This window comes from Actinophytocola sp., assembly GCF_036402745.1.
Classification (GTDB): domain Bacteria; phylum Actinomycetota; class Actinomycetes; order Mycobacteriales; family Pseudonocardiaceae; genus Actinophytocola.
Genome location: NZ_DASWSJ010000371.1, coordinates 1 through 12,489, shown reverse-complemented (window position 1 = coordinate 12,489; position 12,489 = coordinate 1). Strand labels below are relative to the sequence as shown.

Below are 12,489 nucleotides of genomic sequence, written 5' to 3'. Positions count from 1 at the left end.
GTGCCCCCGGCAGGACTCGAACCTGCGACCCAGAGCTTAGAAGGCTCCTGCTCTTTCCGCTGAGCTACGAGGGCATGGCGGGCCGCGCCTGCCGAACGGCAGGATGCTGCCCTTGGGTCTGATCGCTCCGAACCGCTCGGTCGTTTCCGAATTGGCTCAGATCGGGGGTGTGATGTTGGCCCGGGTCAGTCGGGCGCGGGTCCGGTTGAGCCCCGGACCTGCAGTTCCACCCCGATGGTGACCGGTCTGCCCGGTCTTGCGCCGTCGAGTGCTCGCAGCGCCAGTTCGCCGGCCTGTCTGCCCTTCTCGACGAGGTCCTGACGCACTGTGGTCAGCGGCGGGTCGCACCAGCTGGCGGCGGGGGTGTCATCGAATCCCACGATCGACACCTCCCCGGGCACCGACAGGCCCAGCTCGCCGGCGGCTCGCATGGCGCCGAGGGCGAGCTCGTCGGACATGCACAGCACCGCGGTCGGCCTCGGCCTCAGACCGAACAGCCACCTGGCGCCCTCCCTGCCCAACTCCCGGACACTGCCCGGCGCCTCCCAGAGCGGCACCTCATCGGCGACAATACCCTGTTCAGCCAGCCCTTTCAGGTACCCGGCGATCCTGTCGAGGGTCACCCGAAAGTGCGCTGACGCGATCCTTTGTGGACTCCCCGGCCCGCGGTGGCCGTCCGCGCTCGTGCTGAGGCCGAGGATCGCCACGCGGCGGTGCCCGAGACCCGCCACGTGCTGGGCGGCGAGGTGCGCGCCGCCGAAGTCGTCGACCTGCACCCGCGCCGAACCGGGCAGAACCGGCTGGTCGACGACCACCAGCGGCAGGTTCCGCTCCCGCACCGCCTCCAGCGCCGGCGCGCCCTCAGGCAGGGAGTACGCCACGACCACGTCGGTCTGCGCGCGGATGACGCTATCGGCCCGCGGGCCGGCGTCGCCGATGCCCGGGAGCAGCAGCAACGCCCGGTCGCCGCTATCCACTGTGGACGCCAGAGCATCGAGCATGATGCAGAGCGCCGGGTCGGAGAACGCGGAGGACAGGCCGTCGCAGAGCATGAAGGCCACCGCGCCGGATCGCTGGGTGGCCAGTGACCGGGCGACCGGGTCCGGGCCGGCGTACCCCAGTTCCTTGGCGGTGGCGATGATCCGCTCCCGCAGCGTCGCGGACAGCTGGTCCGGCCGGTTGTACGCGTTCGACACCGTCGCCCTGGACACCCCGACCCGGCGGGCGACGGTGTCCAGGGTGGGTCGGCGTACCCGGTCCTGGCTCACCGGTCAAGCCTAAGTCCCGTTCGCGTCCGAAAAGCGTAGCGATCACTGAAGCGCTTCAGTTAGCATCGAACGCGGAGGGCAACGGAGGGAGACCGGGGTGGGGTCGGGACGCTGGGCGGTATTCATCACGTTCGCGCTCAACGGGCTGGTGGTCGGCTCGTGGGCGCCCCGCATGCCCGCGGTCGCCGAACAGATCGGCGCGAACCCGGGCCAGCTCGGGCTCGCACTGCTCGGCGCGAGCGTCGGCATGATCGCGGCGGCCTCGATGACCGGCCGCTGGTGCGCCCGCTTCGGCGCCCGCGCGCTCGTGGCCGTGTCCGCGCTGGCCACCGTGGTCGTGCTGCCGCTGATGGCCACCGTCGGCTCACCGCTGGAACTGGGGCTCGTCCTCGTCCTGCTCGGCGTGAGCGTCGGCATGCTCGACGTCGCCATGAACGTCGCCGCGGTCACCGTCGTCCGCCGCACCGAGCGCCCGCTCATGCCGGTCTTCCACGCCGGCTTCAGCTTCGGCGCGCTCGCGGGCTCGATGGGCGCCGCGTTCGCCGCCGGCCACGGGATCGCGCTGCTCGGCCACTTCCTCGGCGTCTCGGTGCTCACGATCGTCGTGACGGCCGCGGTCATCCGGTTCGTCCCGCGCGAGGAGCCGGCGAACGCGGAGGGGGCGCACGACGTCACCGACCGGCGCATGCTCCGCCGCCCGGTGCTGTGGCTGCTCGGCATGGTCGCGCTGTGCTCGGCCATCGTCGAGGGCGCGAGCGGCGACTGGTCGGCCCTGTTCGCCGTCCGCGAGCGGGGCATGGGCGAGGCCGCCGCGGCGGTCACGTTCTCCGTCTTCTGCGTCGCGATGGGGCTGGTCCGGCTGTTCGGTGAGCAGGCGGAACGCCGCTGGGGCGCGGACCGCATGCTGGTCGGCGGCGCGCTGGTCGCGGGCCTCGGGTTGCTGGCCACCGCGATCATCCCGTCGAGCGCGGTCGCCTACGTCGGGTTCGCGCTGGCCGGCGCCGGGCTGGCGTTCGCGTTCCCGGTGGCGCTGAACCTCGCCGGCGCGGTCGGCCGCCGCGGCGACGGCACCGGTGGCGAGCGCGAGCTCGGCTTCGTCACCACCATCGCCTACAGCGGCTTCCTCATCGGCCCGCCGATGATCGGCGGCGTCGCCCAGCTCACCAACCTCGAGGTCGCCATCGGGTTCGCCGGCATCATCGCCGCGCTGATCGCACCGGTGGCATTGGCCGCGGCCGCTTCCCGCCGCCGTGAGGACGAGGCAGCCGCGCGCGAGCCGGCGGTGACTACCCTCTAGACGTGTCCGTCGACAGCTCGCCGAAGAACGCGACCGCGCCCGTCCGAACCGGCGCCACGGCAGGCGTTCTGCCCCTGATCGTCATCGGCGCGCTGCTCTCGATGCTCACCGCGGTCGCGCTTCTCACGGTCACCGCCGGCGACTCGGGTCCGGTGAACCTCTACGGGCTCACCGTGGTCCGCGTGCTGGCCGAGGTCGGCAGCGTGCTCACCGTCGGCTCGCTGCTGTTCGCCGCGTTCATGGTGGCGCCGCAGCGGTCCGGGATCCTCGACGTCGGCGGGTACGCGGCGCTGCGCACGGCCTCCTGGGCTGCGGTGCTCTGGTTCTTCGCCGCGCTGGTCGCCGTGCCGTTCAACGAGGCCGACGTCATCGGCAAGCCCGTGTCGGCCGTGTTCGACAACAACATGCTGCTCAGCCTGCTCGGCGATCTCGAGCAGCCCAAGGCGTGGCTGATCACCGCTGCCGTCGCGCTGGTCGTGGCGGTCGGCAGCCGGCTCGCGCTGTCCTGGGGACCGACCGCGGTGCTGTTCTGCGTCGCGCTCTTCGGCCTCACCCCGGTCGCGGTCACCGGACACTCCTCGGCCGGCGGCCAACATGACGTGGCGACCAACAGCCTGCTGTTCCACCTGGTCGCCGCGGCCATCTGGGTGGGCGGCCTGGTGGCGTTGCTGGTGTTCGGCCGCCGGATCACCAGCGGGCCCGCGCTACGCCTGGCCGCGGTCCGGTTCTCCGCCACCGCGTTGGTCTGCTGGATCATCATGGCCGTGTCCGGCGTGCTCAACGCCTGGGCGCGGCTGCCGCTCCCGGATCTGTTCACCACCGACTACGGCCTGCTCGTGCTGGCCAAGACCGCCGCGCTGGTGTTGCTCGGCTGCTTCGGCTTCATGCAGCGGCTCAAGGGCGTGCGGGCCATCCAGGAGGGTGGCACCAGCGGCGCGCTGGTCCGCCTCGCCGCGGTCGAGGTGCTGGTCATGTTCCTCACGATCGGCATCGCCGCGGCGCTCGCGCGGACCCCACCGCCGGGCCTGTCGTACAGCCCGGACCGGGTGGAACTGCAGCTCGGCTACCCGCTCGACGGTCCGCCGACGCTGGTCAGGCTGCTCACCGACTGGCGGTTCGACCTCGTCTACGGCACGGTCGCCATCGCGCTCGCCGTGCTCTACCTGCTCGGCGTGCGCCGGTTGCGGGCCAGGGGAGACGCGTGGCCGGTCGGCCGGACGATCGCGTGGCTCCTCGGCTGCGCCACGATCCTCATCGCCACGTCGTCCGGGTTCGGCCGCTACGCGCCGGCCATGTTCAGCATCCACATGGAAACCCACATGATGCTGTCCATGCTCGCGCCGGTGCTGCTGGTGCTGGGCGGCCCGGTGACGCTCGCCTTGCGCGCATTACCCGTCGCCGGCAAGGCCGGCCCGCCCGGCCCGCGGGAGTGGCTGCTCGCCGTCGTCCGCTCGCCGGTGTCGCGCGTGCTCACTCATCCGGTGGTCGCGCTGGCGTTGTTCATCGGCTCGTTCTACGTGCTGTACTTCTCCGGCCTGTTCGATGCCGCCCTGGAGAAGCACTGGGCACACCTTGTGATGAATGCCCACTTCCTGCTCGTGGGCTTCCTCTTCTACTGGCCGGTGATCGGCATCGACCCGGCGCCGCGCCGGCTGCCGCACCTGGCCCGGCTCGGCATGGTGTTCGCCTCGCTGCCGTTCCACGCGTTCTTCGGCGTGATCCTGATGAGCATGCAGACGGTCATCGGCCTGCAGCTGTACCAAAGCCTCGGCCTGCCGTGGACGGCCGACCTGCTGGCGGACCAGAAGCTGGGCGGCGGCATCGCGTGGGCCGCGGGTGAGGTGCCGCTGCTGATCGTGCTGGTGGCCCTGCTCGTCCAGTGGGCCAGGGCCGACGAGCGCGAGGCGCGCCGGCTGGACCGCAAGGCCGACACGGAGGGCGACACCGAGCGCGAGGCCTACAACGCGATGCTCCGCAAGCTCTCCGACCGCCAGGGTTAGCTGCGCCGGCCCGAACGCGATGACGTCGGCCGGCGGGCGCGCCGGCCGACGTCGTTCGCACCTGATCACCCTGGATCGGGCGGCCGCCCGATCCGGCTAGGGTGCCAGCGGTCGCCGGAACCCGCGCACCGCCGCGACGAAGCCGACGAGCAGCAAGCCCGTGCTGGTGGCCAGCGCGCCCAGGACCCCCGTGCCGACCGGCATGGCCAGCGCCAGGTCACGGGAGGCGTTCACCGCGTAGGTCAGCGGGTTGATCTGCGCGATCACCCGCAGCCACGCCGGCAGCCCGTCCACCGGCACGAACGCGCTGGAGGCGAACATCAGCGGGAACATCGCCAGGAAGCCGACCGTCTGCATGGTCTCCGCGTTGCGCAGCCACGTCCCGATGGCCAGGAAGACCCAGCTCAGTGACCAGCTCACGGCCAGCGCCAGCAGGAAGGCCGGCAGCACGCCGAGCACGCCGCCCGCGGGGGAGAAGCCGAACAGCACGACCGCGGCCACCAGCAGGATCAGCAGCTGCAGCGCGGTGCGGATGAGGTCGGCGAGGCTGCGCGCGACCAGGACCGAGCTGGGGTTGATGGGCAGCGACCGGAGCCGGCCGAGCACCCCGTTCTTCATGTCGGTCACCAGCCCGATGCCGGACTGCAGTGCCGCACCGACCCCGGTGGTGACCAGGATCGCCGGCATCAGGTAGTCGATGTAGCTGACACCGGGTGGAAAGCCGGCCGTGCCCGCGATGCCGCTGAAGACCTGGCTGAACAACAGCAGCATGATCAGCGGCTGGAGCACGCTGAAGATCACGAGCTTGGGGTCGCCGAGCAATGCGCGCATGGACCGGCCGGTGAGGATGCCGATCTGGTTGGCGAGTCCGGTGCCCTGCCAGCGTCCTACGCCGGCGTCGAGTGTCATGGTCATGGTTGGTCCCCTCAGGCTGCGGTCTTGTTCTTGGCCAGGGCGAGGTACACGTCGTCCAGGCTCGGTTCGGTCAGGGCCAGCTCGGCCACCTCGATGCCCGCCTCGTCGAGCGCGCGGACGACGACCGCGAGGTCGGTGGAGGCCTGCACCGGGGCGGTCACGGCGTTCTGCGGCTCGTCGTGCACCGGCTTCAGGCCGGCGCGCTCGAGCGAGCCCATGGCGACCGGTGCGTCGGCGGGTGCGGCGAGCGTGACGTGCACCGCGCGCCTGCCGACCTGCGCCTTGAGCTCGGCCGCGGTGCCGGCGGCGACGATCCGGCCGTCGGCCAGCACGGTGATCGCGTCGGCCAGGCGGTCCGCCTCATCCAGGTACTGGGTGGTCAGCAACACCGTGGTGCCGTCGCCGACCAGGTTCTCGACGATCTCCCACAGGCCGATCCGGCTCACCGGGTCCAGGCCCGTGGTGGGCTCGTCGAGGAAGATCACGTCCGGCTGGCCGACCAGGCTCGCCGCGAGGTCGAGCCGGCGCCGCATGCCACCGGAGTAGGTGCGGGCCGGTCGCCCGGCGGCCGCGGTGAGGTCGAACAGGTCGAGCAGCTCCTCGGCCCGGGCCTTGGCCTCGCGCCGGCTCGCGCCGAGCAGCCGGGCGATCAGGACCAGGTTGTCGGTGCCGGACAGGCCCTCGTCGACGGCGGCGAACTGGCCGGTGAGGCCGATCCGGCCGCGGACCTGGTTGGCCTGGCCGACGACGTCGTAGCCGGCCACCCGCGCGCTGCCGCTGGTCGGCGGGAGCATCGTGGTGAGCACGTTGACCAGCGTCGTCTTGCCGGCGCCGTTGTGGCCGAGGAGGCCGAGGACGGTGCCGCGCGGCACGGTCAGGCTCACCCCGTCCAGTGCGATCACGTCGCCGAAGGTCTTGCTGACGCCGTCGACCTCGATCATTGCCTCGTTCATGCTGGTTTCCCTCTGTTGTCGGTTCTGATGGCTCCGTGGAGGAACAGGTCGACCAACTGGGCCGGCTCGGAGACCGGGGTGCCGAAGTTGGTGCCCATCCGGTTGGTGAGCACGAGCCCGAGCAGGAGCCGGGAGGCGTGCTCGGGGTCGAGGCGCAGGTCGTCGGTGTCGAACAGGCCGGACATCGCGGCGTTGACGCGCAACATCTCCCGCGGCGGGCCGTCCTCCGGGCTCTTCGCCCGTCCTTCGTCGCCGTGCATGCGCTGGTGCATGTCCTCGCGGGAGATCCCGGCCGCCTGCAGGGCCTGGCCGGCCTGCCAGATTCGGTTGAGGTAGCCGCTGATCGCGCGCACGGCCTCGGTCAGCCGATCGGCCAGCGGGAGCGCGCGGTCGATGCCCTCGATGCGGCTGACCTCCTCGTCGGAGTTCAGCCCCGCCTGCATGCACGCGACCAGCAGCTCCTGCTTGTCCTTGAACGCGCGGAACACGGTGCCCTCGGCGATACCCGCGGCGGCGGCGATCTGGCTCGTGGACACCGCGCCGCCGTGCTCGATCAGCAGCGGCAGCGTGCTGGCAACGATCGCCTCGCGCCGTTGCTCCAGCGTCATCGCGGGGGCTCGGCGCCTCTTCTCGTCCTCGACCATGCCACCACTGTATGAGTGAGTCCTCACTCACGTCAATGAGTGAGGACTCACTCATGTCTGTGGCGTTCGCCACCTAGCACGACCCACCGACATTTCCGGCCGTCACCGACGAGTCCACGGGCCAGTTGTCCACATCTCGCCAGTTGTCCACAGCCGGCGGCCTCACCGCCCCACCCGCCGGTCCCTCGCGGCAATGTGGGTCATGACAGCGGCGCCCGACGCGCCGGCCCCACCGAGAGGAACCAGACGATGTTCGAGACCAACCTGACCGTCGCGGGCAAAGTGGTGACCGAGATCGTGCGGCACACCTTCCCCAACGGCGACCGCAAGAGCAGCTTCCGGCTCATGGCCAGGGAGCGCAGGTTCAACAAGGAGGCGCAGGACTGGGTCGACGGCGACCGGGTCTTCGTCCAGGTCAACTGCTGGCGCCGGCTCGCCGAGGGAGTGGCCGCGTCGCTGGTCAAGGGCGACAACGTCGTGGTCACCGGCCGGTTCTTCATCCGCGAGTACTCCACCGAGAACGGCGAGCGTCGCAGCAGTGCCGAGATCGACGCCCAGGCGCTCGGGCCCGACCTCGGCTGGTGCACGGTGGTGGTCGAGCGACCCTCTTGGAGCCCGTCCGCGCTGAGTACCGGCATGCCGGCCGAGGAGGTGGTCGCCGCCGCCTGATGCGGGCGAATGTGCTCGGGTGACGGTATACCCTGCGAACTCGGCGATCGAAGGAAGATCGTCAGCGCCGTTGCGCCACTCCGCGGTCATGGCCGAGTGCGGACCGCTCTACGATCGCGGCCATGGCCGAGTTCATCTACACCATGAAAAAGGTGCGCAAGGCGCACGGGGACAAGGTCATCCTTGATGACGTGACCATCGCGTTCTACCCAGGCGCGAAGATCGGGGTGGTCGGTCCCAACGGAGCCGGCAAGTCCAGCGTGCTCAAGATCATGGCGGGGTTGGACCAGCCCAACAACGGCGAGGCGTTCCTGTCCCCCGGGCACACCGTCGGCATCCTGCAGCAGGAGCCGCTACTCAACGAAGACAAGACCGTCCTCGGCAACGTCGAGGAGGGGGTCGGCGAGATCAAGCAGACGCTCGACCGCTTCAACGAGATCGCCGAGAAGATGGCGACCGAGTACTCCGACGAGCTCATGGAGGAAATGGGCCGACTTCAGGAGGACCTCGACCACGCCGACGCCTGGGACCTGGACTCCCAGCTGGAGCAGGCGATGGACGCGCTGCGGTGCCCGCCGCCGGACGCGGACGTCAAGGTGCTCTCCGGTGGCGAGCGCCGCCGGGTGGCGCTGTGCAAGCTCCTGCTGTCCAAACCCGACCTGCTGTTGCTGGACGAGCCCACCAACCACCTGGACGCCGAAAGTGTGCTGTGGCTGGAGCAGCACCTGTCCCAGTACCAGGGTGCCGTCCTGGCGGTCACCCACGACCGGTACTTCCTCGACAACCTCTCGCAGTGGATCATGGAGCTCGACCGCGGGCGAGCCCACCCCTACGAGGGCAACTACTCCACCTACCTGGAGAAGAAGGCCGAGCGGCTCGCGGTCCAGGGCAAGAAGGACCAGAAGCTGCAGAAGCGGCTGAAGGACGAGCTGGCGTGGGTGCGGTCCAACGCGAAGGCGCGGCAGACCAAGTCCCGGGCCCGGCTGGACCGCTACGAGGAGATGGCCGCGGAGGCCGAGCGCACCCGCAAGCTCGACTTCGAGGAGATCCAGATCCCGCCGGGGCCCCGGCTGGGCAACGTCGTGGTCTCCGTCGACAAGCTGCGCAAGGGTTTCGGCGAGCGGGTGCTCATCGACGGGTTGTCGTTCGACCTGCCGCGTAACGGGATCATCGGCGTCATCGGTCCCAACGGCGTCGGCAAGACGACGCTGTTCAAGACCATCGTCGGCCTCGAGGAGCCCGACGACGGTGAGGTCAAGATCGGCGAGACGGTCAAGCTGTCTTACGTGGACCAGGAACGGGGCGGCATCGACCCCAAGAAGAACGTGTGGGAGGTGGTATCCGAAGGGCTGGACTACATCCACGTCGGGCAGGTCGAGATGCCCTCCCGGGCGTACGTGAGCGCGTTCGGGTTCAAGGGTGCCGACCAGCAGAAGCCGGCGGGCGTGCTGTCCGGTGGCGAGCGCAACCGGCTCAACCTGGCGATGACGCTAAAGCAGGGCGGCAACCTGATCCTGCTCGACGAGCCGACCAACGACCTGGACGTCGAGACGCTCGGCTCCCTCGAGAACGCGTTGGAGCAGTTCCCGGGCTGTGCGGTGGTCATCTCCCACGACCGGTGGTTCCTTGATCGGGTCGCGACGCATATCCTCGCGTGGGAAGGCACAGACGAGAATCCCGCCAAGTGGTTCTGGTTCGAAGGCAACTTCGAGGGCTACGAGAAGAACAAGATCGAACGTCTTGGTGAGGAAGCCGCGCGTCCGCACCGGGTCACCTACCGCAAGCTGACCCGGGACTAGGTTGGGGGCTCCGAGTGGTGGCGGCCTGGGACGAACGACCGGCGGCCGGCGGGCTTGGCGAGTGTGCCGCACTCGTCCGCTCGGCGGAGGCGCTGCGCTTCAGCGCGCCGGAGCTGGCCGTTCAGCTGGCCCGCCGCGCGCTGATGGTCGGCGCCGCCGAGTCGTCCGGGTCCGGTGACGTCGACCAGGCCAAGGGCTTGTCCATGCGGGCGCAGGCGGTGCTCGCCGCCGGGCTCGTGCGGATCAGCAACTACGTCGAGGCGATCGAGCCCGCGTTCGCGGCGCTCGCTCTCGCCGACGACAGCGGCGTCGCCGATGTCGCCATGTCGGTCCGGCTCGACCTCGCGGCATGCTCGCGCGAGGTCGGCGAGCCGCTGCTGGGCTGCGCGCTGCTGCGGCCGGTGCTGGAGGCGGTGCAACCGCGGCCCTCGGTGCGGGCCATGGCGCTCGGCCGGCTCGTCGGCTGCATCGCGCACATCGGCCGGCGCGACGACGTCGAGGACGCGTTGGCCGAGGCCGACCGGCTCCTCGCGTCCGACGACACGCTGAGCCCGGACGCGCGGCGGCTGGAGGGGGCGCGGCTGTCGATCCGCGCGGCGGCGTACCACCGCTGGTACGGCGACACCGAGGACGCGGCCGAGGCGGCCCGCGAGGGGCTCACCCAGCTGGGCCGCCTGCGCGGGCTGCGCGCCGAGAGCGACCGGTTGCGCGCGCAGTTGGTACTCGAGCTGGTGTGTGCGCTGCTGGACGACGGCGAGCTCGACGAGGCCGTGGCGGTGTCCGAGGACGTGCTGGCCGAGCCGGTGCGCGCCACGTCGGCGGCCGCGGTCGGGTCGCTGATGCTGGCCGTGTCGACGCGGGTGCACCTGCCGTCGGGTCGGGTCGACCGCGGGCGCGGGCTGCTCGACCAGGCCGTGTGGGTCGCCGACCGGCACGGGCTCGACGGGCTGCTCGCCGACGCGCTCACCATGGTGTCCCAGCTCGACGAGTCGGCCGGGCACCCCACGGACGCGCTGGAGTCGTTGCGCTCGGCCAGGGCGGCCGAGCAGCGCCGGCTGCACGCGATCGCGCTGGCGGGGCGCCGGGTGCTCACCGAGGTGGGCGCCACCGACTGGGACACGAAGGCCGTCAACGCCTTGCTGCGCCAGGTGGTTCACCCGGACGGCCAGCCGGTTTCGGCCGTCCCGGCGCGGGCCGCCGCCCGCCCGTCCACGTCCGCCGTCGACGCGCAGCCCGCGATGCCGTCGCAGCAGACGGGCCGGTCGTCCCACCGTGCCACGGCGGCGTCCACGCACGAGGCCACGCCGACGCCCGCCCCGGCGGCCGCGCACGCCGAGCCCACCGCGGCGGAGCTGTTGTCGGCCGCGGCCGACGGCGTGCTCCCGTCCGACACCACCGACGAGGCGACGGGCCTGCTCAACAAGGAGGGCCTGATCCGCCGCCTGCGCTCCGTCCGCAACGGCGAGCGGCCGGTGGCGCTCACCCTGGTGCGCCTCGAGAACAACGGCAGGAGCGCACTCACCGGCGGCTCGGCGGCCGCCTACGGCATCAGTGCCGACGTCGAGCTGAGCCAGCTGGCCGGCCGGGTCCGCAACATAGCGCCGGACCACGCCGAGCTGGCCCGCTCGGACGGTGCCGAGCTGGCCGTCCTGCTGCCGCACACCACCAGGGACCAGGCGGAGAAGTTCGCCGCGGCCATCGAGACCGCGTGGCAGGGTGAGGCCAACGGGCAGAGCATCAGCACGGGTGTGGTCCAGTCGAACCCGGACGCTCCCGCCGTGGACGCGCGAGCCCTCCTGACCGCGGCCCGGCACGCCATGACACCCGCGGCAGAGCCCGCCAAGCGCCCCGGCGAACGCACTCAGCCGCTCAACCAGCCGCTCCGCGACGCCCAAGCCCTGGCGGAGCTCGAGGACGTGGGCGACACCCTGCGCATCGGCCGGGCGATCATCAGCTCGCTGAGCATCCCCACCGGCAGCGGCGGCAAGCGCCGGGCCGACCCGGCCGAGCGCCCGGCAACCAAGCCAACCCGAGCCGTGGGCGAGACAGGTGGCTACCGCTCGGCCAGCACCCTCCGCCCGGTTCCCAACCCGCTCAGCTCGGACACCGGCGCGGGACACCGCTCCTCGAGCTCCCTACCTCCGGTCACCGACACTCCCGATGCACCCGGCCACCGCTCACTGAGCTCCGTGCGCCCAGTCACCCCCACCGAGGGCCCCGCCAACACCCTGGCCCACGACGCGCCGATCCCACAACCTGGCCAAGCGTCCTCGCCCCTCGCCGGGACGAGCAGCAGCCACACCGCAACGCCCTATACCCCAACGAGTGCCGCCCACGCCGCACCCACGCCCCTCGCGCCAGGCACCCCCGGCCCGGCGCTCAGCACACCCGAGCCGTCACCCCCCACCACGTTCGACTCGACAGCCTCAGGCACATCCGGCCTGCCGGCCCCCGGCACCTTCGACCCGGCGTCCGGCGCACCCGGACGGTCGGCGTCCGGCGTGGCCCAGCCCGAGGACTACCGGTCCTCAACGTATGAGCAGACCAAGGCCGAGCTGGCGCGAATGATGAGCGCCCTCAACGCCGGCGGCCTCCCGCCGGCACGGTCCACGGACTCGACGCCCTTACCCGCTCCGTCCCGCCCCGCGGACGACCACCTGACCAACGGCACGGCCTTGCCCCACCCGACCCCGCCCACCTCGGCTGCGATGGCCGAGCCATCCCATCGCCCGCTCGCCCCCGAAGCGAGCGCGCCCGGATCCGACACCACGACGGGAACGGGCGCGGCCCCCGCGCCCGGCACCTTTGACAAGGCCACGGGATCGGGCGCGACCACCGGATCCGCGGCGGCCAGCGGAGCGGCCACTACTCCCGGCCTTGGAGCCAGCACCGGATATGGCCCCACCACGGGGTTCGACGCCCGCACCGGGTTCGGCACCACCGG

General features: G+C 71.5%; 8 protein-coding genes, 1 tRNA gene and 1 pseudogene. 5 read left to right on the top strand and 5 right to left on the bottom strand.

Annotation, left to right across the window (positions count from 1 at the left end):
• Nucleotide 1 precedes the first annotated feature (1 nt).
• A tRNA-Arg gene (locus VGD70_RS32945) sits at nucleotides 2–74 on the bottom strand.
• 111 nt (nucleotides 75–185) lie between these two features.
• Nucleotides 186–1,268, bottom strand: a complete 1,083-nt coding sequence (locus VGD70_RS32940) for a LacI family DNA-binding transcriptional regulator (RefSeq protein WP_331088346.1) — start codon at nucleotides 1,266–1,268, stop codon at nucleotides 186–188.
• 97 nt (nucleotides 1,269–1,365) lie between these two features.
• Here VGD70_RS32940 and VGD70_RS32935 point away from each other — a divergent pair, with 97 nt between their 5' ends.
• Together VGD70_RS32935 and VGD70_RS32930 are read left to right on the top strand one after the other, a co-directional pair.
• The gene (locus VGD70_RS32935) at nucleotides 1,366–2,565 is read left to right on the top strand and encodes an MFS transporter (RefSeq protein ID WP_331088344.1); all 1,200 of its coding nucleotides are present in this window, start codon (nucleotides 1,366–1,368) and stop codon (nucleotides 2,563–2,565) included.
• A gap of 101 nt (nucleotides 2,566–2,666) precedes the next feature.
• Nucleotides 2,667–4,565 carry a cytochrome c oxidase assembly protein gene (locus VGD70_RS32930; protein WP_331088348.1) on the top strand — a complete coding sequence of 633 codons (1,899 nt, stop codon included), beginning with the start codon at nucleotides 2,667–2,669 and terminating at the stop codon, nucleotides 4,563–4,565.
• 96 nt (nucleotides 4,566–4,661) lie between these two features.
• Here VGD70_RS32930 and VGD70_RS32925 read toward each other — a convergent pair whose 3' ends face one another.
• From VGD70_RS32925 to VGD70_RS32915, 3 genes are read right to left on the bottom strand one after another with little or no spacing between them, the layout of a single operon-like run.
• On the bottom strand, nucleotides 4,662–5,480 hold the full coding sequence (locus VGD70_RS32925) for an ABC transporter permease (protein WP_331088342.1): 819 nt from the start codon (nucleotides 5,478–5,480) through the stop codon (nucleotides 4,662–4,664).
• Nucleotides 5,481–5,491: 11 nt separating this feature from the next.
• Nucleotides 5,492–6,433 (bottom strand): ATP-binding cassette domain-containing protein, encoded by a 942-nt coding sequence (locus VGD70_RS32920; protein ID WP_331088340.1) that lies wholly within the window; start codon nucleotides 6,431–6,433, stop codon nucleotides 5,492–5,494.
• The gene (locus VGD70_RS32915; RefSeq protein WP_331088338.1) at nucleotides 6,430–7,077 is read right to left on the bottom strand and encodes a TetR/AcrR family transcriptional regulator; all 648 of its coding nucleotides are present in this window, start codon (nucleotides 7,075–7,077) and stop codon (nucleotides 6,430–6,432) included. The genes VGD70_RS32920 and VGD70_RS32915 overlap by 4 nt, the downstream gene beginning before the upstream one ends.
• Before the next feature lie 249 nt (nucleotides 7,078–7,326).
• Here VGD70_RS32915 and VGD70_RS32910 point away from each other — a divergent pair, with 249 nt between their 5' ends.
• The 3 genes and pseudogenes from VGD70_RS32910 to VGD70_RS32900 all read left to right on the top strand — a co-directional run.
• Nucleotides 7,327–7,746 carry a single-stranded DNA-binding protein gene (locus tag VGD70_RS32910; RefSeq protein ID WP_331088336.1) on the top strand — a complete coding sequence of 140 codons (420 nt, stop codon included), beginning with the start codon at nucleotides 7,327–7,329 and terminating at the stop codon, nucleotides 7,744–7,746.
• Nucleotides 7,747–7,868: 122 nt separating this feature from the next.
• Nucleotides 7,869–9,545 carry an energy-dependent translational throttle protein EttA gene (gene ettA / locus VGD70_RS32905; RefSeq protein WP_331088334.1) on the top strand — a complete coding sequence of 559 codons (1,677 nt, stop codon included), beginning with the start codon at nucleotides 7,869–7,871 and terminating at the stop codon, nucleotides 9,543–9,545.
• Between the two features lie 17 nt (nucleotides 9,546–9,562).
• A pseudogene (locus VGD70_RS32900) lies at nucleotides 9,563–12,489 on the top strand (hypothetical protein); the annotation flags it as partial.

Bases quoted from the DNA above. Each gene is read 5' to 3' on its own strand.
- VGD70_RS32930 (WP_331088348.1), top strand. From the start codon at position 2,667: ATGCTCACCGCGGTCGCGCTTCTCACGGTCACCGCCGGCGACTCGGGT.
- VGD70_RS32925 (WP_331088342.1), bottom strand. From the start codon at position 5,480: ATGACCATGACACTCGACGCCGGCGTAGGACGCTGGCAGGGCACCGGA.
- VGD70_RS32920 (WP_331088340.1), bottom strand. From the start codon at position 6,433: ATGAACGAGGCAATGATCGAGGTCGACGGCGTCAGCAAGACCTTCGGC.
- VGD70_RS32915 (WP_331088338.1), bottom strand. From the start codon at position 7,077: ATGGTCGAGGACGAGAAGAGGCGCCGAGCCCCCGCGATGACGCTGGAG.
- VGD70_RS32910 (WP_331088336.1), top strand. From the start codon at position 7,327: ATGTTCGAGACCAACCTGACCGTCGCGGGCAAAGTGGTGACCGAGATC.
- ettA (WP_331088334.1), top strand. From the start codon at position 7,869: ATGGCCGAGTTCATCTACACCATGAAAAAGGTGCGCAAGGCGCACGGG.